Annotated in this window: 21 protein-coding genes and 1 pseudogene; 11 read left to right on the top strand and 11 right to left on the bottom strand. The window is 56.0% G+C overall.

The features are described from left to right. The 3 genes from fdnG to fdnI form a co-directional block, all read left to right on the top strand. Nucleotides 1-2214 (top strand): formate dehydrogenase-N subunit alpha (gene fdnG / locus RTU33_RS08030; RefSeq protein WP_312626492.1); only part of this gene is annotated, 2214 nt, incomplete at its 5' end. A gap of 11 nt (nucleotides 2215-2225) precedes the next feature. Further along, complete coding sequence (gene fdxH / locus RTU33_RS08025; RefSeq protein WP_312626491.1) at nucleotides 2226-3110, top strand: formate dehydrogenase subunit beta; 885 nt, start codon at nucleotides 2226-2228, stop codon at nucleotides 3108-3110. Next, nucleotides 3103-3750, top strand: a complete 648-nt coding sequence (gene fdnI / locus RTU33_RS08020; RefSeq protein WP_312626490.1) for a formate dehydrogenase-N subunit gamma — start codon at nucleotides 3103-3105, stop codon at nucleotides 3748-3750. The genes fdxH and fdnI overlap by 8 nt, the downstream gene beginning before the upstream one ends. A 39-nt stretch (nucleotides 3751-3789) precedes the next feature. On the opposite strand, the gene RTU33_RS08015 is transcribed toward fdnI, so the two are convergent. The 3 genes from RTU33_RS08015 to RTU33_RS08005 all read right to left on the bottom strand — a co-directional run bounded on the left by RTU33_RS08015 (nucleotide 3790) and on the right by RTU33_RS08005 (nucleotide 5770). Then, nucleotides 3790-4080, bottom strand: a complete 291-nt coding sequence (locus tag RTU33_RS08015) for a HigA family addiction module antitoxin (protein WP_312626489.1) — start codon at nucleotides 4078-4080, stop codon at nucleotides 3790-3792. After that, nucleotides 4080-4358, bottom strand: a complete 279-nt coding sequence (locus RTU33_RS08010) for a type II toxin-antitoxin system RelE/ParE family toxin (protein WP_312626488.1) — start codon at nucleotides 4356-4358, stop codon at nucleotides 4080-4082. Before RTU33_RS08010 ends, RTU33_RS08015 begins: the two co-directional genes overlap by 1 nt. Before the next feature lie 209 nt (nucleotides 4359-4567). After that, the gene (locus RTU33_RS08005) at nucleotides 4568-5770 is read right to left on the bottom strand and encodes an FAD-dependent oxidoreductase (RefSeq protein ID WP_312626486.1); all 1203 of its coding nucleotides are present in this window, start codon (nucleotides 5768-5770) and stop codon (nucleotides 4568-4570) included. A 132-nt stretch (nucleotides 5771-5902) separates the two neighbouring features. On the opposite strand from RTU33_RS08005, the gene RTU33_RS08000 reads away from it, so the two are divergent. Continuing rightward, the gene (locus RTU33_RS08000; RefSeq protein ID WP_312626484.1) at nucleotides 5903-6412 is read left to right on the top strand and encodes an Rrf2 family transcriptional regulator; all 510 of its coding nucleotides are present in this window, start codon (nucleotides 5903-5905) and stop codon (nucleotides 6410-6412) included. Between the two features lie 50 nt (nucleotides 6413-6462). Here the strand turns inward: RTU33_RS08000 and adhP are convergent. From adhP to sra, 4 genes and pseudogenes are all read right to left on the bottom strand, one after another. Next, nucleotides 6463-6606: pseudogene (gene adhP, locus RTU33_RS07995) on the bottom strand (alcohol dehydrogenase AdhP); the annotation flags it as partial. Between the two features lie 63 nt (nucleotides 6607-6669). Next, on the bottom strand, nucleotides 6670-8388 hold the full coding sequence (locus tag RTU33_RS07990; protein ID WP_312626483.1) for an ABC-F family ATP-binding cassette domain-containing protein: 1719 nt from the start codon (nucleotides 8386-8388) through the stop codon (nucleotides 6670-6672). A 328-nt stretch (nucleotides 8389-8716) separates the two neighbouring features. Then, nucleotides 8717-10414 carry an NAD-dependent malic enzyme gene (locus RTU33_RS07985; protein ID WP_312626482.1) on the bottom strand — a complete coding sequence of 566 codons (1698 nt, stop codon included), beginning with the start codon at nucleotides 10412-10414 and terminating at the stop codon, nucleotides 8717-8719. Between the two features lie 205 nt (nucleotides 10415-10619). Next, the gene (gene sra, locus RTU33_RS07980; protein ID WP_312626481.1) at nucleotides 10620-10760 is read right to left on the bottom strand and encodes a stationary-phase-induced ribosome-associated protein; all 141 of its coding nucleotides are present in this window, start codon (nucleotides 10758-10760) and stop codon (nucleotides 10620-10622) included. 264 nt (nucleotides 10761-11024) lie between these two features. Between sra and RTU33_RS07975 the strand changes: the two genes are divergently transcribed. The 3 genes from RTU33_RS07975 (at nucleotide 11025) to RTU33_RS07965 (ending at nucleotide 13232) form a co-directional block, all read left to right on the top strand. Next, nucleotides 11025-12071, top strand: a complete 1047-nt coding sequence (locus RTU33_RS07975; protein ID WP_312626480.1) for an NAD(P)-dependent alcohol dehydrogenase — start codon at nucleotides 11025-11027, stop codon at nucleotides 12069-12071. Between the two features lie 51 nt (nucleotides 12072-12122). Beyond that, the gene (locus RTU33_RS07970) at nucleotides 12123-12551 is read left to right on the top strand and encodes an OsmC family protein (RefSeq protein ID WP_312626479.1); all 429 of its coding nucleotides are present in this window, start codon (nucleotides 12123-12125) and stop codon (nucleotides 12549-12551) included. A gap of 141 nt (nucleotides 12552-12692) precedes the next feature. Beyond that, nucleotides 12693-13232 carry an NUDIX hydrolase gene (locus RTU33_RS07965; RefSeq protein ID WP_312626478.1) on the top strand — a complete coding sequence of 180 codons (540 nt, stop codon included), beginning with the start codon at nucleotides 12693-12695 and terminating at the stop codon, nucleotides 13230-13232. Nucleotides 13233-13325: 93 nt separating this feature from the next. On the opposite strand, the gene RTU33_RS07960 is transcribed toward RTU33_RS07965, so the two are convergent. Next, nucleotides 13326-14750 carry an MFS transporter gene (locus RTU33_RS07960; protein ID WP_312626477.1) on the bottom strand — a complete coding sequence of 475 codons (1425 nt, stop codon included), beginning with the start codon at nucleotides 14748-14750 and terminating at the stop codon, nucleotides 13326-13328. A 125-nt stretch (nucleotides 14751-14875) separates the two neighbouring features. On the opposite strand from RTU33_RS07960, the gene RTU33_RS07955 reads away from it, so the two are divergent. The 4 genes from RTU33_RS07955 (at nucleotide 14876) to RTU33_RS07940 (ending at nucleotide 17600) form a co-directional block, all read left to right on the top strand. Further along, nucleotides 14876-15781, top strand: a complete 906-nt coding sequence (locus tag RTU33_RS07955) for a LysR family transcriptional regulator (RefSeq protein WP_312626503.1) — start codon at nucleotides 14876-14878, stop codon at nucleotides 15779-15781. A 117-nt stretch (nucleotides 15782-15898) separates the two neighbouring features. Beyond that, complete coding sequence (locus tag RTU33_RS07950) at nucleotides 15899-16414, top strand: hypothetical protein (RefSeq protein WP_312626476.1); 516 nt, start codon at nucleotides 15899-15901, stop codon at nucleotides 16412-16414. Between the two features lie 176 nt (nucleotides 16415-16590). After that, entirely contained in the window at nucleotides 16591-17046 is a 456-nt protein-coding gene (locus tag RTU33_RS07945) for a hypothetical protein (protein WP_312626475.1), read from the top strand. Next, a complete protein-coding gene (locus RTU33_RS07940) occupies nucleotides 17043-17600 on the top strand; it encodes an RNA polymerase sigma factor (RefSeq protein ID WP_312626474.1) in 558 nt (185 codons plus the stop codon). Before RTU33_RS07945 ends, RTU33_RS07940 begins: the two co-directional genes overlap by 4 nt. Before the next feature lie 68 nt (nucleotides 17601-17668). Here RTU33_RS07940 and RTU33_RS07935 read toward each other — a convergent pair whose 3' ends face one another. The 3 genes from RTU33_RS07935 to RTU33_RS07925 all read right to left on the bottom strand — a co-directional run bounded on the left by RTU33_RS07935 (nucleotide 17669) and on the right by RTU33_RS07925 (nucleotide 20035). Continuing rightward, nucleotides 17669-19024 carry a glycoside hydrolase family 10 protein gene (locus tag RTU33_RS07935; protein WP_312626473.1) on the bottom strand — a complete coding sequence of 452 codons (1356 nt, stop codon included), beginning with the start codon at nucleotides 19022-19024 and terminating at the stop codon, nucleotides 17669-17671. 61 nt (nucleotides 19025-19085) lie between these two features. Further along, nucleotides 19086-19436 (bottom strand): ProQ/FinO family protein, encoded by a 351-nt coding sequence (locus RTU33_RS07930; protein ID WP_312626471.1) that lies wholly within the window; start codon nucleotides 19434-19436, stop codon nucleotides 19086-19088. A 281-nt stretch (nucleotides 19437-19717) separates the two neighbouring features. Further along, nucleotides 19718-20035 carry a helix-turn-helix transcriptional regulator gene (locus tag RTU33_RS07925; RefSeq protein WP_312626470.1) on the bottom strand — a complete coding sequence of 106 codons (318 nt, stop codon included), beginning with the start codon at nucleotides 20033-20035 and terminating at the stop codon, nucleotides 19718-19720. Nucleotides 20036-20200: the final 165 nt, after the last annotated feature.

The following is a 20200-nucleotide window of genomic DNA, read 5'->3' as shown; positions in this document are numbered from 1 at the left end:
ACGGACATTACGTTCCTCTCCGGCGTGCTGCTGTACCTGATTGAAAACAACAAAATCAACGCGGAGTACGTGAAGCACTACACCAATGCCAGCCTGCTGGTGCGCGAAGATTTTGGCTTTGAAGAGGGCCTGTTCAGCGGCTATGACGAAGCGAAGCGCCAGTACGACAAATCGTCCTGGAACTATCAGTTCGACGGAAACGGCTTTGCGAAGCGTGACGAAACGCTGAGCGATCCGCGCTGCGTGTGGAATTTGCTGAAACAGCATGTTTCCCGCTATACGCCTGACGTAGTGGAAAACATCTGCGGCACGCCAAAAGCCGACTTCCTGAAGATCTGTGAAGTATTGGCTTCAACGAGCGCGGCCGATCGCACGACCACCTTCCTCTATGCGCTGGGCTGGACTCAGCATACGGTAGGCTCGCAAAACATCCGTACCATGGCAATGATCCAGCTGCTGCTCGGTAATATGGGCATGGCCGGTGGTGGGGTGAATGCGCTGCGCGGTCACTCCAATATTCAGGGCCTGACCGACCTTGGTCTGCTGTCGACCAGCCTGCCGGGTTACCTGACGCTGCCGTCTGAAAAGCAGACCGATCTGCAAACCTATCTGCAGGCCAATACGCCAAAAGCGACGCTGGCCGATCAGGTGAACTACTGGGGCAACTACCCGAAATTCTTCGTCAGCCTGATGAAAGCCTTCTACGGCGACAAGGCGCAGAAGGAGAACAGCTGGGGCTTCGACTGGCTGCCGAAATGGGACCAGGCCTATGACGTCATCAAGTATTTCAACCTGATGGACAAAGGCGAAGTGAACGGCTATTTCTGCCAGGGCTTCAACCCGGTGGCGTCGTTCCCGGATAAAAACAAGGTCGTGCAGAGCCTCAGCAAGCTGAAGTACATGGTGGTCATCGATCCTCTGGTGACGGAAACCTCAACCTTCTGGCAGAACCACGGCGAGATGAACGACGTCACCCCGGCAGATATCCAGACCGAAGTGTTCCGTCTGCCGTCCACCTGCTTTGCGGAAGAGGACGGCTCAATTGCCAACTCCGGTCGCTGGCTGCAGTGGCACTGGAAGGGTGCGGAACCACCGGGAGAAGCGCTGAATGACGGCGAAATTCTTGCCGGCATTTACCATCGCCTGCGCGAAATGTACGCGGCAGAAGGTGGCAAAGGCGTGGAACCACTGCTTAGCATGAACTGGGGCTACAAGCTGCCGGACAGTCCAGCTTCCGACGAAGTGGCAAAAGAGAACAACGGCTATGCGCTGAAGGATCTCTTTGACGCCAACGGCGTACAGCTGGCGAAGAAAGGCGAACTGCTGAACAGCTTTGCGCTGCTGCGTGATGACGGTTCAACGGCGTCTTCCTGCTGGATCTACACCGGCAGCTGGACCGAAAAAGGCAACCAGATGGCGAACCGCGACAACGCCGATCCGTCCGGACTGGGCAATACGCTCGGCTGGTCGTGGGCGTGGCCGCTGAACCGCCGCGTGCTCTACAACCGTGCTTCGGCGGATATCAACGGTAAGCCCTGGGATCCGAAACGGATGCTTATCCAGTGGGACGGCAAAAAGTGGGCGGGAAATGATATTCCTGACTACAACACCGCCGCACCAGGCAGCGCCACCGGGCCGTTTATTATGCAGCCGGAAGGGCTGGGTCGCCTGTTTGCGCTCGATAAGCTCGCCGAAGGGCCGTTCCCGGAACACTACGAGCCGATGGAAACGCCGCTTGGCACTAACCCGCTGCATCCGAAGGTCGTATCGAGCCCGGTGGTGCGTATTTATGAAGACGATATCGCGCGCCTCGGCAAAAAGGACAAGTTCCCGTATGTCGGTACCACCTATCGCCTGACCGAGCATTTCCACACATGGACTAAGCACGCGCGCCTGAATGCTATCGCGCAGCCGGAGCAGTTTGTTGAAATCAGCGAAGGGCTGGCGAAAAGCAAAGGCATTGCCAACGGCGACAAGGTGAAAGTGAGCAGCAAGCGTGGCTTTATTCGCGCGGTAGCCGTGGTGACCCGTCGTCTGCATACGCTGAACGTCAACGGTCAGCAGGTGGAAACCGTCGGTATTCCGCTGCACTGGGGCTTTGAGGGCGTGGCGCAGAAGGGCTATATCGCCAATACCCTGACGCCAAACGTCGGCGATGCCAACTCTCAGACGCCGGAATACAAAGCGTTTCTGGTTAACATCGAGAAAGCGTAAGGAGCGAAGCTATGTCAATGGAAACACAGGACATCATCAAGCGCTCGGCCACTAACGATATTACGCCTGCGCCCCGGGCGCGGGATTATAAAGAAGAAGTGGCGAAGCTTATCGATGTCTCCTCCTGCGTGGGCTGCAAGGCCTGCCAGGTGGCCTGCTCGGAGTGGAACGATATCCGCGATGAAGTGGGTCACTGCGTGGGCGTTTACGATAATCCGGCCGATCTGAGCGCCAAATCCTGGACGGTGATGCGCTTTAGCGAAACCGAACAGAACGGCAAGCTGGAGTGGCTCATCCGTAAGGATGGCTGCATGCACTGCGAAGATCCTGGCTGCCTGAAGGCCTGTCCTTCGGCGGGCGCGATCGTGCAGTACGCCAACGGGATTGTTGATTTTCAGCAGGACAACTGCATCGGCTGCGGCTATTGCATTGCGGGCTGTCCGTTCAACGTGCCGCGTCTCAATAAAGAGGACAACCGGGTTTATAAATGTACGCTCTGCGTCGACCGCGTCAGCGTCGGCCAGGAGCCTGCGTGCGTGAAAACCTGTCCGACGGGAGCCATCCATTTTGGCACCAAAAAAGAGATGCTGGCGGTTGCGGAAGAGCGCGTCGGAAAACTGAAAGCGCGTGGTTATCCTCACGCGGGGGTGTACAACCCGCAAGGCGTGGGCGGCACCCATGTGATGTATGTACTGCATCATGCCGACCAGCCGGAGCTGTACCACAAGCTGCCGAAGGATCCGAAAATCGACACGTCGGTTAATCTCTGGAAGGGCGTTCTCAAGCCGCTTTCTGCCGCCGGGTTTATCGCCACCTTTGCCGGGCTGATGTATCACTACATCGGCATTGGCCCGAACAAAGAGGTGGACGACGACGAGGAGAGCGACCATGAGTAAATCGAAAATGATTGTGCGCACAAAGTTTATCGACCGGGCCTGTCACTGGACGGTGGTGGTGTGCTTCTTTCTGGTGTCGCTGTCCGGGATTTCGTTTTTCTTCCCGACGCTGAAATGGCTCACCGAAACCTTTGGTACGCCGCAGATGGGGCGCATTCTGCATCCCTTCTTCGGCGTGCTGATTTTCGTGGTGCTGATGTTTATGTTCTTCCGCTTTGTGCGGCACAACATCCCGGATAAGCAGGATATTCCCTGGCTGAAGGGGATTGTTGAGGTGCTGAAGGGCAACGAGCATAAAGTGGCGAAAGTGGGCAAGTACAACGCCGGACAGAAGATGATGTTCTGGACCATCATGAGCATGATTTTTGTGCTGCTGGTGACGGGCGTTATTATCTGGCGGCCGTATTTCGCTGACTATTTCCCGATTCAGGTGATTCGCTACAGCCTGCTGATTCATGCTGCATCGGCCATTGTCCTGATCCACGCCATTTTGATTCACATGTATATGGCGTTCTGGGTAAAAGGTTCGATAAAGGGCATGATCGAAGGTAAGGTCAGCCGTCGTTGGGCACGGAAACACCATCCTCGCTGGTACGCTGAGGTGGAACAGCGCGAAGCGCAGCAGAAAACTACCGACTAAAAACTGAAAAAGCATGGCGCCTTAACCGGCGCCATTTTTTTATGCTTTGTGCGTTTTGAGCGGCTTTAATCCCGATACATCCACGCGTTTTTTCGCCTCAGCCAGGCTCCAGTTCTGCTGCACATTAAGCCAGGTCTGCGCAGTACTGCCGATCACCGCTTCAAGCCTGATAGCCATTTCTGGCGTTAATGCCGCTTTCCCCGTCAGCAGACGGCTGGCCGTGGATGGTGCAATATCCATCGCTCGCGCAAATTCGCGCAGGCTGACGTTCAGCTCGACCAGCGCATTCTGAATGATTTCTCCAGGGCTTACGGGGTTTGCCATTTTCATCAGTGATAGTCCTCATAATCTAACAGGTAAGCGTCACCGTTAATAAACTCAAACGTCAGACGCCAGTTACCTGAAACTTTTACTGACCACACGCCTTCACGGCCGCCTTTCAGCTCATGCAGGCGATAACCTGGTATGTCCATCGCTCTGGGGGGGGTGGCTGCCTGCAGTAGCGTTAGCTGTTCTTTCAAGCGCTTAACGTGCCAGGGATGAACACCTGCAGTTTCATCGTAATAGAACAAATTACGTAATCCTTTATGCCGAAAGCTCACGATCATCGGTTCCTCTCGTGTTCCTTCATGAGGAACGGTATATGAGTGTTGCGTTTCACGCAACGATTATTTTTTCGTCATGTAACAAGGGGCGGGAGGGATTTTTGTTCGGCGGGGGCGTGGCAACAAGCGGAACGGGAGGATTCTACGAGCCTCGCCGCAAAAGAAAAAGGCCTGGTATAACACCAGGCCTTTACAGAGGACAAAAGCCAAAACTAGACGAATTTCGCCAGTGGGTCTGCGGCAGCAAAGGCTACATCACGATCGGCTTTTGGCGGATAAATCAGTTCATTGGTGATAGCGATTTTCAGCTTTTTCGCTTCTTCCCGCACCATTTTCACTTCCTGATCCCAGCCTTCGGTATAGACCGCGCCCCAGGCGCCCAGATCGAGACAGGTCACGTAAACTTCCTGGCGATAGGGAAGGCCTTCAATACCAAGCAGGCTGGCGGCGGCGTTGTGCCCGGCGAATTTGCCCAGCTGAATGGCGTGCTGACAGGTCATCAACGCAGTATTGCCGAGGCTGTCGGTTTTAGCGTGTGCCATATCGCCGGTGGCATAAATATTGTTATAGCCCGGAATCTGGAGTTCTTCGGTGACCACAAAACGGCCCAGGTTATCGCGGTCGGCGGTGAGGTTCTCGCCAAACGCGCTGGCCTGAACGCCCGCAGTCCAGACGACGGTGGCGGCATCAATGCGGCTGCCATCCTGTAAAGTCACGCCCTGAGCGTCGACCACTTCAACGGCCGCGTTCAGGCGCCATTCAATGCCGAGCTCGTCGGAGGCATCACGAATGATATTGCGCAGCGCTTCGCTGTAGCGGCCACCAATCTGTGAACCTCGCTCAACTACGACTATTTTAGTATTTGTATCGTTACCCAGAAGCGATTTCAGGCGGGAAGGGAGCTCGGTGGCGAGCTCAATCCCGGTGAAGCCCCCTCCGCATACCACAACGGTATTACGGGCGGCACTTTCGGGCTGGCTCGCCAGCGCATTCAGGTGATCTTCCAGACGCTGAGCGGTGTACAACTGATCGATATCAAAGCCGTATTCGGCAATGCCTTTAATGCCAAAGTGGTGCAGGCGGCTGCCGCTTGCAATAACCAGCTTATCGTAGGGCATGAACGTCGACTCGGATTCCGGCGTTTTGTACCAGACGCCGTTTACAGCGGCATCCACACGCTCTGCGTGTCCGGCGATAAAACAAATATCCAGTTCGTCGAACAGCGGCTGTAAATCAGCGGTTAAGGTCGAGACGTTGGCTTCATAAAAACGCGGTCTGACACGCAGTTCCGGTTGTGGAGCCAGCACCGCGATTTCAAGGTCAGTGCTGCCCTGCAAATGTGCCACACGTGCCGCGCTGACTGCGGTCCACATGCCCGCAAAACCGCTGCCGATGATAAGAATACGTTGTTTCATGGTGATTCCTTTTTGTATATTTGGGCCACCTGGCCCCGATAACTGCCACTATACTTGTCGGAGTTAACTCCGACAAGATCTTTCTGAGTATCTGAGTTATCATCTGCCGCAGAAACAGCACAGGAGCACAAAATGGCGTTTTACAGTTCTGGCGTGGAATACGGTATTCATAGCCTGATAAGCATGGTTGATGCGAACGGCGACGCGCGTGATATGAGCGTGCGCGAACTGGCAGAGCTGCAGAATGTTCCGTATGACTATCTTGCAAAGATTTTTACGCGTCTCTCACGTGCGGGGCTGGTGGTGAGCACGGAAGGAAAGGGCGGTGGTTTCCGGCTGGCGCGGGCCAGCGAGCTCATCAGCGTGCTGGACATTGTCCACGCCATTGACGGACAGAAGTCGATGTTTGAGTGCAAAGAGATCCGCCAGCGGCTGGCGCTGTTTGATGAAAAGCCGCCCGCCTGGGTTTGCGATGGCCCATGTGGCGTACGTTCGGTGATGGACAGCGCTCAGCAGCGAATGGAAGAGGAGCTTGCGCGCCATACCGTGCTCGATCTGGCGCGTAAAATGTTCCGTAAAGCGCCGGATACCTTCAGCATTGAAGTCAAACAGTGGGTTAACGACAGGCGGAGCAAAGCTTAATCCAATACAAAAACGGCGCCCAATGGCGCCGTTAGTCATTTGAATCGCAATTAATGGTGCTGGTCGATGTCCATACGTCCGCGGATCTGCCTCTGTTCCATCTCTTTGAAGGTAGCGTTGATGTCGCCGAGCGGGCGCATTGTCTCTTTGGGCACCACTTTGCCTTCAGCAGCAAACTGGAAAGCCTCAACCAGCCTATGCGAACGGTAGGCCGGGCAAACGAAGTGCCGCCCGGCAATGCCGGGCGGTATCGAAAACTACAAAGACTCAATCCGGGCGTTAAGTAACCTGATTTCATGCTGGCACTGCGCCTGAAGCTGGGGCTTCTGGTGCTTAGGTTTTCTGGCCAGATCGTCTGCGAGCAGGGTTTCCAGCTCGATGAGTTTTTCCAGCAGATCGTCCGCAGCGTGGTTCGCGAGATTATCCTGTGCGACATCGGTCGCCACCAGGCTATCGGGAAGCGGTTCCCGCAATCGCTCCCACGCGGCATCCGCATCGTGCCACTCTTCCAGTGCGCCGTTTTCGATTAACCAGAAGCGGTTGCAGCTTGCTTTCAGCAGATGACGATCGTGGCTGACCAGCAGGACACCTCCGGCAAAAGAGTGCAGGGTTTCCGCCAGCGTCTCTTTGCCTTCCATATCCAGATGGTTGGTCGGTTCATCCAGCATCAGCAGGCTGTAGCGCGCCAGCGTCAGGCCGATAAACAGCAGTCGCGATCGTTCACCACCGCTCAGTGACGCCACACGCTGACCGTGGCGGGCAAACGCAAACCCTGCACCAATCAGCGCCATTTTGCGTTCTTCAGGAGCGGGCGCGAACGGCTCCAGTGCCTCAAACAGCGTTGCGTCATCTGCCAGCTGATGCAGCGTCTGGTCGTAATAGCCCAACGCCACGCGCGGGTGAATTTTAAGATCTTCCGCCTGCATGCCTGCCTGATAGTGCTGCCAGATCAGACGCAGCAGGGATGACTTTCCGCAGCCGTTGCGGCCGATCACCGCCACCCGATCGCCGCTTTTCAGGCGAGCGACCGGCGTGCGAAACAGAGGCGGTAGTCCGAAGGCTGGCGGAACAGGAAGATTATCCAGCTCCAGTAGCCTGTCGGCCCGCAGCGTATCGCCCTGAAGCTGCAATCGCCACTGGCTACCCGCGGTGACGTCGGTCTGGTTCTCTTTCAGCCGTTCCACCTGCTTTTCCATCTGTTTAGCCTTGCGGGAGAGCGCTTCGTTGTCGTAAACGCTTCCCCAGACAGCGAGCCTTTTGGCGCTGGTCGTCACCCGGTCTATCTCTTTTTGTTCTGCCTTAAAGCGCAACGCATCGCTGGCGTCCTGTTCTGCCAGCGCCTGACGGGCTGCGCTACAGGGAAGGGCAAAGCTGTGCAGCTTGCGATCGCGCAGGATCCAGCTGGTGTTCGTCACGTTGTCCAGCAGCTGCTGGTCGTGCGAAACGACAATAAAGCTGCCGTTCCAGCTGTTCAGGTAACGCTCCAGCCACAGCAGGGTGGGCAAATCGAGATGGTTGCCAGGCTCATCCAGCAGGAGGAGATCGGGTGAGGTCATCAACGCGCGGGCGAGCAACAGGCGGGTATGCTGTCCTCCGCTCAGCGTTGCTGCGGTTAACGCCCTCTCTGCCGGGCCGAAACCCATTTCTGCCAGCAGGGCCTCAGCTCGCCAGCGCTGAATTTCACGTTCTGCAACGGGCAGTTTATCCAGAACAGCATCAAGCATGGAAAGCGGGTGAAGCGAGTCCGGTAAATGCTGCTCAACGCGAGCCAGAAGGCAGTGGTTCGCCACCGAAACGGAGCCCGACGCGGGGGACAGCGAGCCGTCAAGCAGCTTCAGCAGGGTACTTTTCCCACAGCCGTTGTAGCCGATAAGCCCGACGCGATCGCCTTTTTTCAGGGTGAAGGTGAGGTTGATAAACAGGGGGCCGAAGGCCGTGTCGCTGCACAAAGCCTGTGCATTCAGTAGTGTGCTCATAGAACTTACTCAAGTGTTACTGGCGTAAAAACGCCTCGTCAAATAACGCCGACGATAACCCGGTAAGCCCGAGGAAGGGATTCAGTCTTTGGTGTCTTCGCTCAAGCCGAAGTTATCGCAGCACGGTACGGATAACGCTTGAGCAGGTGCGATCGCCAAAGGTATGTGAAATATCAAACATTTCACAGTACGGCATGGGGATCCTCCTTTTATATTCAGCAGGTTAACAGGTGAGCAGAGTGTAGCTAAGATTTCCCGACGGCGCTACGCTTGCCGGGCCTACGAAAATCCGTAGGTCTGACAAGCGCAGCGCCATCTGGCAACTGCATCAGATAGACGTGCGGCGGTAGCTGCGGTATTCCGGCTGCCAGAAGTTGTCGTCGATGGCCTGTTGCAGGGCTTCCGCTGAGGTTTTAATCGCCACGCCTTGCTGCTGTGCCATTTTACCCACGGCAAAAGCGATAGCGCGCGAGACGGTGTGAATGTCTTTCAGCTCCGGCAACACAAGACCTTCGCCGTTATTGACCAGCGGAGAGTGTTTGGCCAGCGTTTCACTGGCTGACATCAGCATTTCGTCGTTAATGCGCGTGGCGCCGGAAGCGATCACGCCAAGGCCAATACCCGGGAAGATGTACGAGTTATTGCACTGCGCAATCGGGTAGGTTTTCTCTTTCCATACGACTGGCGCGAACGGGCTGCCGGTGGCAACCAGCGCACAGCCTTCGGTCCAGGAGATGATGTCCTGCGGCGTGGCCTCCACGCGGGACGTTGGGTTAGAGAGCGGCATAACGATCGGGCGCGGGCAATGCTTGTGCATTTCGCGGATGATCTCTTCGGTGAAGAGGCCGGTCTGGCCGGAGACGCCAATCAGAATATCCGGTTTCACGTTACGCACCACGTCCAGCAACGACAACACATCTTCACCGCTGTCCCAGCCGCTCAGGTTGTCGCGTTTTTGCACCAGCTTAGTCTGGAACGGCAGCAGGTTTGGCATCTGATCGGTCAGCAGACCGAAACGGTCGACCATAAACACGCGGGATCTCGCCTGTTCTTCACTCAAACCTTCGCGCTGGGTCTGCGCGATAATCTGCTCAGCGATGCCACACCCGGCAGAGCCTGCACCGAGGAAGACAATTTTCTGTTCGCTGAGCTGGCTGCCCGCTGCGCGGCTGGCGGCAATCAGCGTTCCGACGGTGACCGCTGCGGTGCCCTGAATGTCGTCGTTAAACGAACAAATCTCATTGCGGTAGCGGTTCAGCAGCGGCATGGCATTTTTCTGCGCGAAGTCTTCAAACTGCAGCAGCACGTTCGGCCAGCGGTGTTTCACCGCCTGGATGAAATCGTCGACAAACTGATAATACTCGTCGTCAGTAATACGCGGATTACGCCAGCCCATATACAGCGGATCGTTCAACAACTGCTGGTTGTTGGTGCCTACATCCAGCACCACCGGCAGGGTATATGCCGGGCTGATCCCACCGCAGGCGGTGTAGAGCGAGAGCTTACCGATAGGAATACCCATCCCGCCAATGCCCTGGTCACCAAGGCCTAAAATGCGCTCGCCGTCGGTGACGACAATCACTTTGATGTTGTGATTCGGCACATTTTGCAGAATGTCGTCCATATTGTGGCGGTTCTCATAGGAGATAAACACGCCGCGGGAGCGACGGTAAATTTCCGAGAAGCGTTCACAGGCGGCGCCAACGGTCGGGGTATAGATAACCGGCATCATCTCTTCAAGGTGATTTTCGACCAGACGGTAGAAGAGCGTTTCGTTGGTGTCCTGGATGTTGCGCAGGTAGATGTGTTTGTCGATTTCGGTTTTGAAGCCCTGATACTGAATCCAGGCGCGTTCGGCCTGCTCCTCGATGGTTTCGACTACCGCGGGCAATAATCCTAACAGATTGAAATTGCGACGTTCTTCGAGGCTGAACGCACTGCCTTTATTGAGGAGCGGGAACTCAAGTAAAACGGGGCCTGCATAGGGGATATAAAGAGAACGGTTATTTTTAGGGTTGGGTAACATCTCACTGATCCTTTGTCATCACGGCCCGACCAGGCAGAGCGTGCAGGGCTGGCTGGGTCTTCGGCGGGGCAAAGTATAAAGCAAGTGTTAATAAAAAGGGAAAAAGCGGCGGTTGAGAAAGTAAAAAAAACACCATCTTTTGTTAAAGATGGTGTAGGTCTTTATCGAAACCTCTTTGCCGAAACGGCAGCCTTACGGCGCGGGGTTACTCGGTGCGACGCTTACGGCCTGTCGCATGAATGTGATTCTGCTGGGTTTCTGAATCGCCTTCGATAAGGACTTTTTTCTGGTTGGAGAGCTTGTAGTTCAAGCCGAGGATATGACGTGCCTGACGGTTCGATTTCATTCTGACTCCTTAATCCTGTGAATGGTTTCAAGGTCATTCCCGGTGGATCCGGGCGAAATTTACCCCATAGCGCGGGCAATTACTGTGTCTGCCTGCGTGATTGATACTTGACCATTCTGAATGAAATAGCAACACAAGATGGCGCTTTCAGGAACTCTCCGAGCTTTAACCCTTTGTGCGACCGTCATCACACCGCCATGTCATTGAACTATGCTTGAGGCTTCGCCCTGAGGTTTTTCGTTTTGCTTATCGTGAGGGTTGTCCATGAAAGTTTTAGGTTATGCCGCACAAAATCCCACTACGCCGCTGGCTCCTTTTTCATTTGAACGCCGCGCGCCACGACCGGACGACGTAACGATTGAAGTGCTGTACTGCGGCGTGTGTCACTCCGATCTGCACCAGGCCCGCAACGATTGGGGGTTCAGTACCTATCCGCTGGTTCCAGGACATGAAATTGTTGGACGGGTAACGTCTATAGGTGACAATGTCACTAAATTCAAGCCCGGTGACCTGGCTGCTATCGGTTGCATGGTGGATTCCTGTCGCGTTTGCTCGCCGTGTAAAGAGGGGCTGGAGCAGTATTGCGAAGAGGGGAATACCCAGACTTACAACGGCCACGACCGACATGACCATCAGCCTACCTACGGTGGCTATTCACAGTTCATTCTTGCAAGCCAGGATTTCGTGCTGCACGTGCCGGAGGGGCTTGATTTACAGGGCGCGGCACCGTTGCTGTGCGCCGGAATCACCACCTGGTCTCCGCTGCGTCACTGGAAGATTGGGCCGCACAGCAAAGTGGCGGTGATCGGTCTCGGCGGCCTGGGGCATATGGGCCTGAAGCTGGCGCATGCGCTGGGCGCGGAGGTTACGCTGTTTACGCGATCGCCGGGTAAAGAAGCCGATGCCCGACGCCTGGGTGCGCATAACGTGGTGCTGTCATCCGACGAACAGCAGATGGCGGCGGTGCATAACCAGTTCGACCTGATTATCGACACCGTGCCGTACGAACACGACATTAACCCGTATCTGCCAACGCTTTCGCTGGACGGCACCCTGGTGTTCGTTGGCCTGCTCGGCGATACGCCGGAGTTCAATACCATCCCGATGTTGATCAACCGTCGCTCCATTGCCGGATCGGCGATTGGCGGTATTGCTGAAACCCAGGAGATGCTCAATTTCTGCGCCGAAAAGGGGATCGCCGCCGACGTCGAAGTGATCAATATTCAGGATATCAATCACGCTTACGAGCGAATGCAAAAAAGCGATGTGAAGTACCGCTTTGTGATTGATATGGCATCACTTCAGGCCTGAGTCAGGTCCATGTTCTATACTTATCAGCCCACGGAAAAAAAGGAGTGAAAGATGACTATCCATAAGAAAGGTCAGGCCCATTGGGAAGGCGATCTGAAACGCGGCAAAGGTACCGTTTCCACCGAGAGCGGGGTGCTTAACCAGCAGCCTTATGGCTTTAACACCCGTTTTGAAGGCGCCAAAGGGACCAACCCGGAGGAGCTGATTGCCGCAGCGCATGCGTCCTGCTTCTCTATGGCGCTGTCGCTGATGCTGAGCGAAGCCGGATTTACCGCCACCTCCATCGACACCGAAGCGACCGTTTCGCTTGATAAATCCGACGCCGGATTCTCCATTACTAAAGTAGCGCTGCAAAGCAAAATTGCCGTGCCGGATATCGATCCAGGCACCTTCGATGGCATCATCCAGAAAGCAAAAGCGGGCTGCCCGGTGTCTCAGGTGCTGAAGGCCGAAATTACGCTGGATTATACGCTGAACTGATTTGGCCGATTGCCGGGTGGCGCTCACGCTTACCCGGCCTACTGATGCAAGCAGATTCATGCAAGCGCATGCCCCGAGGGCAGCATAACTTCCACAACCTATCCGGGGTGCCATCGCGTACAACGGTAAAAATGAGTGGCTATGAGTGAAATTAAGACCCTGAGTTCGCAGGAGATTTACAGCAATCAGTGGATGCGGTTGAAAGAGGATCGTATTGAACGCGCCGATGGTTCTCACGGCGTCTATTCCGTTATCGAGAAGCCAGATTTCGCGGTGATCGTGCCGGTGTCAGAAGGCGATATCTGGGTAGTGGAGCAGTACCGCTATCCATTAGGCAAGCGGACGCTTGAGCTGCCGCAGGGGTCGTGGGAGCTGAGCCCTGACGCTGACCCGATTGCCGTTGCCCGCGGAGAGCTGGCGGAAGAAACCGGATTACTGGCAAACAGCATGACGCAAATCGGTTACCAGAAGCTGGCGCAGGGTTATTCCAGTCAGGGCTATCACGTCTGGCTGGCAACGGATTTTGTTGCCACTACGCAAAACCTGGATGCGGAAGAGGTCGGGCTGACCTGCCGCAGGATGGCGGTGGCAGAGTTTGAAGCGCTGATAGCAGAAGGTAAAATCAGCGATGCCACATCAGTCACGGCCTTTTTGTTAGCGAAGCTAAAGGGGTATGTGTGACGTTGTCACCTGCATTTATTGCCCGGTGGCAGCTACGCCTTACCGGGCCTACGGTCCTGTAGGCCTGACAAGCGCAGCGCCATCAGGCAATCCTCAGACAACACCGTGATGCAAATAGCGCAATCGACTCACGCTGAACGCAATCGCCGCACCTGATGCGATAACCGCCGCCCACAAACTCATCCTCACGGCCAGCGCCTCCTGTGTGACAGGATTTGAGGACGCCATCGCCGCCAGCATGACCCCGACAATCGCGGCCCCCAGACACTGGCCGAACGTTCTGACGATCGCCAGCACACCGGAAGCATAGCTGCTGAATTCCCGCGCCACGCTGGACAACATCTCCCTGTTATTCGGGCTCTGGAAACAGCCAAATCCCATGCCGCAAATCAGGCTGCGCAGGCCAATATCCCAGGAAGCAGCGTGTGCAGGCAACATGGCCAGCAGCGCCAGTCCGATAACAAAAACCCCCAGTCCGAGAGTAGAAATCACCGACGGTGAGTATTTGTCCGCCAGCCTTCCCGCATGAGGCGCCACCAGTACAATGCCCACCGGCCATGGCGTGAACAGCAGCGCTGAGGTAAAGGCGCTGTAGCCATAAACGCTCTGGAACAGAAACGGCAGGGCGACAAACGTAATCCCCTGGCTGATAAACGACGCCAGCGACGTCAGTGCAGCAAGGGAAAAGCGCGTAGAGGTGAAGATGACCGGTGGCAGCAAAGGTGCCGCAGCTCGCCGGATGCGCCAGATAAATGCCAGCCCGCTGACCAGCGCCAGTAAACTCCAGCCGTACACGGCGGTATTCAGGGCATGCGTGGTGGCATGAGGCTCTGCAAAGCTGTTCGCCGCCATAATCAGGGAACCTAAAAGCGTGGCGGAAAGCACGGAGCCTGCCGCATCAAACTTCTGTAGTTTCAGGCCAGGCTGATGCGGAATCGCCTTCAACGCCAGCGCAATGGCCACCGAGCCTGGAATTACGTTCACCGCAAAGAGCCATGGCCAGCTGAGCGCGTCCAGCAACGTTCCACCGAGGACGGGGGCGATAGCGGTGCTGGAGGCAATTAACAGTGCGTTCAGGCCAAGGATCCTCCCAAGCAGCCTGCCCGGAAAGACGGATCGCAGTATTGCCGGAGCAATACTCAAGGTTGCAGCCCCGCCAATGCCCTGCAGGATGCGCATCGCAATCAGTATCTCAGCAGACGAAGCCACCGCGCAGCCCAGCGACGCCAGGGTAAAAAGCGTCAGGCCAAAAAGAAAGACTGCGCGAAAGCCAAAGCGCGTGGCCAGCGCCGCGAAAATCGCCAGCGTCATAGCAGCAGAGAGCAGATAGCCATTGGCAAACCAGACAGCAACGGAGGTGGTAACCTGTAAAGCGTGTGCCATCTGCGGCAGAGCGATATTCACCATCGAGCCGTCAAATACTGCCATCAGCGTTGAGGTCATTACCGCGGCCATCGCAAACGCCCGTGCACGCCCAGGCAGGCCGTCATCACCCGGTTGTTCAGAAAAAAGTGTCATCTCAGTGCCTCATCAGAAATTGTCAGAATGGGCAAAGGATAGGCCTGTCAGAAAGAAGGCGGAAGGCACAGCATTGATACAGTATAGTTGCATCAGACGCCTTATCTCTGCGAAAGGAGAATATGATGACCGATCCGGATTTTAACTTGCTGATAGCGCTTGATGCGCTGCTGACGGAAGCCAGCGTCGCCGGGGCCGCGCGGCGGCTGAATTTGAGTACCTCGGCAATGAGCCGCACGCTGGGGCGCTTGCGTGAGGTTACAGGTGACGCTTTGCTGGTGCGAGCGGGGCGAAATATGGTGCTGACGCCTTACGCGCAGGCCACGCGCGACAGAGCAAAAAACGCCGTGCTGGAAGCCCGGGCGGTTCTGCAACCCTCTGCCGACGTTCTCAATCTGGCAGAGCTGCAAAGAACCTTTACCGTCCGCGCGAATGACGGATTTATTGAATCCTTTGGCCCACCGCTGATTGCCGCCCTGGTGGCTGCGGCGCCAGAGGTCTGCCTGCGTTTTGCGCCGAAGCCGGAAAAAACGGCCCGCCATCTGCGTGAAGGCCTGGTGGATTTGGAAATAGGCGTGCTGAGTAACATGGGGCCGGAGATCAGGCTACAGGCACTGTTTCGCGACAGGTTTATTGGTGTGGTTCGGGAAGATCATCCGCTTGCGGCGAAAGAGAAGGTGAGTATCGATGACTATATAGCTTGGGGACATGTGGTGGCTTCACGCCGCGGCCAGCCGCAGGGCCCCGTGGATGACGCGCTCGCCGAACTGGGGCTACGGCGGAAGATTGTCAGCGTGGTGCCGGGGTTTCCCTCCGCGCTTGCGGTGGCGCAGGCCTCCGATCTGATTGCGCTGGTTCCGGCTTCATTTTTACGCCGGACGGCGATGCCGCTGCATCTCTTTGAGCTACCTTTTAAAACCCGCACCATTACCGTTTCGCAGATGTGGCATCCACGTATGGAAAAGGATCCGGCGCATCGCTGGCTAAGGCAAACGGTACTGGCTGTCTGTCAGGGGGAATATCCTTCTTAACCATATTTTGCGCTGCATCGCAGCGCTGAACGGGCTGATTCGCATTGTGAATGCCGTTGTGCCAGGCTTTTTCATTGCGGAGCAACGGCTCCGCTTATGCACCGGCAGGTACTGCGAATGGTCGATTTTATTGCGCATATGTTGGCTGATACGCCCGTCTGGGTGTACGTGCTGTTTGTGTTTTTACTGCTGCGCGGCATAAAAGCGCGCCAGCCCGCGACGGTTACGCTGGAAAGGCTGGCTCTCATTCCTCTGATATTTATCGTCTGGGATCTCTACGATCTGGTGGTTTACCGGCATCTGACGCCGGGTATTGTGGCGCTTTGGGTCGTCGGGCTGTTGGCTGGCGTGGTGCTGGGCTTCTGGCTGATTCGGCCTGAACGCGTGAGCCGGGCGACGCTGCCGCGGGCCATTAACCGCCAGGCCGACTATTCGGCGCTGCCGCTGATGATGATTGCCTTTGCCATTAAATATGTTTTCGGGGTGCTGACAGCGGTTTCACCACAGACGATGCAGCAACCTGCGGTTAGCGCCGCGGCGGTGATTGCGGGCAGTATTTTTGCCGGAAGCTTTGTTGGGAAGTTTACGCGCTATTTGCAGTGCTACTTTTCCCCGGTACGTTCGCTGAATTAAGACGATCCTTCCTCCAACGGGCTGGCAATATTCAGGTAGCAGACCAGATGCCTGGGATATCAGCACAACGTTTTCTCCAGTGTCGGTGACCAGCTATCTTCTTTTTTTCGTTTTTTCAGCAATATTTCGCAATCTCATTCGTCTACCTCAGTACGCAACGTAATGAGGAAAAAACCATGAGAGATTTTGATATGCATGAACACCGTCGTGGGCACGGCTTTGGCAGCCACCGGATGGCAAAACCGCTGGTCATTGGCGCGGTGATTGTGGCGGTCCTGGGGCTGCTGGTGATGTCCCTGTGGAATGCGCTGCTGCCCGCGCTTGTTGGCGTGAAAGCCATCGGTTTCTGGCAGGCGTTAGGGCTGCTGGTTCTGTGCCGAATTCTGTTTGGCGGTCTCGGCTTCCGTCCGGGCATGTTCGGCATGCGCCGCCGTATGCACGAGCGCTGGATGCAGATGACGCCGGAACAGCGTGAGGCGTTTATGCAGCACCGTCGTGAAGGATTTGGTCGTCGCGGTCATCATCACCATGACCACTGCGGCTGGCGCGGCCGTCGTGATGAACGCATGGATCCTCGTCCGGCGCCGGATGCTTCGACAACGGACACACCCGACAGCGAGCCACGCGGATGAAATCTGACGTGACAGGGGATTCACTGCTTGTCTCGGCGCTCAACGCCTGTCGTTCGCGGCTCACGGCATTTATCCGTGGACGAACGGCGGGGCGTGAAGATGCCGACGACGTTTTGCAGGAGATCACCTGGCAACTGATAAAGGTCGAACAGCCGGTGGAGAACATCGCCGCCTGGCTGTTTCGCGCCGCCCGCAATGAGCTGACGGACAGGTCGCGCAAAAAAAAGGAATTGCCGCTGTCATCCTTCTTTACGGCAGATGAAGAAGGGGATTATCCGGAGGATGAGCTGGCCGAAACGCTGTTTGGCGTGGCGCAGACCCCGGAAGAGGATTACCTGAAGTCGCTGCTCTGGGAAGAGCTCAACGATGCGCTGGCGGAGCTGCCTGACGCGCAGCGAGAAGTGTTTGAGCGCACCGAACTTGAAGGACTGAGTTATAAAGCGCTGGCAGAAGAAACCGGCGACAGCGTGCAGGCGCTATTGTCCCGTAAGCATAAGGCCGTGCTTTATCTTCGTACTCGCCTGCGTAGCGTGTATGACGACTTAATTGCCTGATGGCGCTCCGCTTATCAGGCCTACAAACATGTAGGCCCGCGCCCGCGGAGCGCCGCCCGTACATTCAATCAGCTTCCCCAGCGGCTCTTCAGATAGTTCACTGCCTGTTGGGCCTGCGGCTGATTCAGATTGTTTTCACGGAACAGAATCGTGCCGCTGATTTCCGGCAGCGTATCGTTGAGATCGAGCTGTTTTTTCAGCTCCGGCACGCCGCCCTGAACGCTCCAGTCTGGCTCATTTCTTGACGGCTCGCCGACTTTATACAGCGCCACCCCAATATAAAGCCGGGTGTGCGTTGGCTTGACGACGTTAGCCCACCATTTTGCCAGCACGTCATAGCGGGCGGCATCGCGGGCAAACGGCCAGTAAACCTGCGGCGCGATGTAGTCCAGCAATCCCTTTTGCACCCACAAGCGCGTGTCAGCGAATGATTCATCATATGCCGCAGCCCCTCGCGTATCGGAACCCGCCGGATCGTGCGAACGGTTACGCCACACGCCTGCCGGGCTGACGCCAAACTGCACGTTTGGATTGAGCTGTTTAATCGTACGGTAGACCTGCGCAATCAGCTCTTCCGTATTTTTCCGCCGCCAGTCGGCTTTCGACGCAAAGCCCTGACCGTAGGCGCGGAAGGTCTGAGTATCGTTGAGCATCGAACCGGGCGATTCGGTATAGAAATAGTCATCGAACTGCACGCCATCGACCGGGTAACGCGCCACGACTTCGGCCACGATACTGGTTATCCAGTCGCGGGCTTCCGGGATACCTGGATCAATAACATAGCGATCGCCAGAAGTGCGGATCCAGTCGCGATGCGTTACGAATACGCTTGCCGGATGGAGGGAACTCGTACCGTTGAGCGCGGCGGTAGTAGTAGATTTAATGTTCGTCGACACGCGATATGGGTTAAACCACGCGTGGACTTTCATCCCGCGCTTGTGTGCCTCATCGAGCATAAACATCAGCGGATCGTAGCCGGGATCCTGGCCAATTGTGCCGGTCAGCATATCCGACCACGGCAGAATTTTTGACGGCCAGAGGGCGGTGCCGTCCGGCTTCACCTGGAAGAACACGGTATTGATGCCAAGGCGCTGCAGGTTATCCAGCTTGTCGGTCAGCGCCTGCTTTTGCATGCGGACACGGGTGGCCGGATCGCTGACGTTCACTGACGGGATCGGCGGCCAGTCGAGGCGGGATACCGTCGTCAGCCAGACGCCACGCACTGGCTGGTGGTCTGATGAAGACGAATCTGGCAATGGATGTTTGGCAATCGGCGGTAGCGGCGTTACCAGCGATTTGGGTTGTTTTGAGCCACAGCTGGCGAGCACCAGCGCGGTGGCTATCAGAAGGCCAGCGCGGGTGAATCGGGCGGCTAACGGGAGTCGACGTGAGCTGATGATGGTGTCCCTACAGGTATCAGGCATTAACGAAGAACGTCATTTTCGTCCTCTTCTCCAGCCAGAGCAACAGATCTTCGTGCGGTTCTCAGCGCGGCTCTTTCTCTGGTAGCGATTTTTCTGCACCCTGCGGATAGTGCGGATTATTATTTAGCCAGGTTAACGCCATCTTACGCTGCTCTTCGGTCACCACGCCGTCGGGCTGGCCATCAATCCCGTAACGCAGAGAGCTGTTTGCCAGCGCCAGCTGATAAGGAATGGTACGCGTATAGCGCTTCAGGGCTTTACCAATGTCCAGCCCCGAAAAATCAATTTGTCGCTTTTCGGCATCGGCAATCAGGTCCTGCATAATGCCCGTTTTCATCGGCTTGAGCGGTTCCTGCGCAAAGAGCAGAGGCCAGCTCTCACGCAGCATCCTGGCGCGTTGGTTTTTGTCCAAAGTCAGTATCCATCGTTACGGTTTGTCTTTATCAGTATTAAACATAGTGAGACCTGGCGTTTTGTGCTGACAATCGAAAACGGTAATGCGCAAAATCGCTTAGGCTACAAACAGTATCGGACGGTCACGCGGAAAACTTAGGGAAAATCAATGGAAAGGGATGTTGATAATCGAATTGAGCAGGCCAATGCGCGGGAACGCCACCAGTACCGCTATCATCGTTGGATATTCAGAGGGCTCTTGTGGGCCTCCGTAGCCTGGATGATAGGGGACTTATACCGTCATTCCTGCCAGTTGTTACGAAGAGCGGCTTCTAACAGCGTGTCCAGCAGACCGGGGAAACGGGCGTCTAAATCTTCCCGGCGCAGTGAAATCAGATTTTCCCGCCCCTGAGGGCGCTGCCAGATAACGCCGCTGTCGCGCAACACGCGCCAGTGGTGAGTCATGGTCGATTTCGCCACGTCCTGGCGCAGGGCGCCGCAGCTCAGTTCGCTGCCGTCGGCCAGGGTTTTCACTATCTCCAGACGCAGTGCATTCCCGAGCGCAAAGAGCACATTTTCGAGGCGAATCTGTTCACGTTCCGGATGGTTGGCGATCATACTGTTCCTGTGTCTGCATAGCGGGCGCTGGTGGGCGGTAATATACCGAAAGCCCTGAATGAAAGCCACGCGCGTTCCCGCCGTTTCATCGATACCTGTGATAGGTAATATAGTTCGAATATACTCGTACAGTTGTACTATTATTGACAGCGTTAAAAGCAGGGC

The sequence above is a fragment of the Scandinavium sp. genome (genome assembly GCF_032012665.1).
Lineage (GTDB): Bacteria > Pseudomonadota > Gammaproteobacteria > Enterobacterales > Enterobacteriaceae > Scandinavium.
The sequence above is the reverse complement of the archived record's forward strand: the minus strand, read 5'-3'. Positions and strand labels throughout refer to the sequence as shown.